1 protein-coding gene is annotated in these 304 nt (G+C 42.8%); it reads left to right on the forward strand.

The genetic code is table 11. The features are described from left to right. Nucleotides 1-284: hypothetical protein (locus CWC04_RS19720; protein ID WP_212747132.1), on the forward strand; the 284-nt coding region annotated here is incomplete at its 5' end. Between the last annotated feature and the right edge of the window lie 20 nt (nucleotides 285-304).

Raw genomic sequence — 304 nt, forward strand, 5'->3', positions numbered from 1 at the left:
ACGACATAGATAGCCTAATCGATGAAGTTGAAGATTCACCTGCCGCTCAAGTAGCAACAGATAATGATACAGAGCGAGATATTGATAGCGCATTAGCTGATTCAGTCGAAGATCTAGCTGATGCACAGCAAGATTTTGACGAAGATGATATTGAAACCTTAGCGTCTTCACTTATTGATGAGCCAGAGCTTCTCGAGGAACCAGAGCTTGTAGAAGAGCCTGAGCTTGTAGAAGAGCCAGAGCTTGAAGAAGAGACAGCCACTCAAGTGGCGCCTGAACAGTAAAAAAATAAAAATAATGCATC

Origin of the sequence: Pseudoalteromonas sp. S2893 (assembly GCF_005887105.1) — a bacterium.
In the GTDB taxonomy this organism is placed as follows: domain Bacteria; phylum Pseudomonadota; class Gammaproteobacteria; order Enterobacterales; family Alteromonadaceae; genus Pseudoalteromonas; species Pseudoalteromonas atlantica.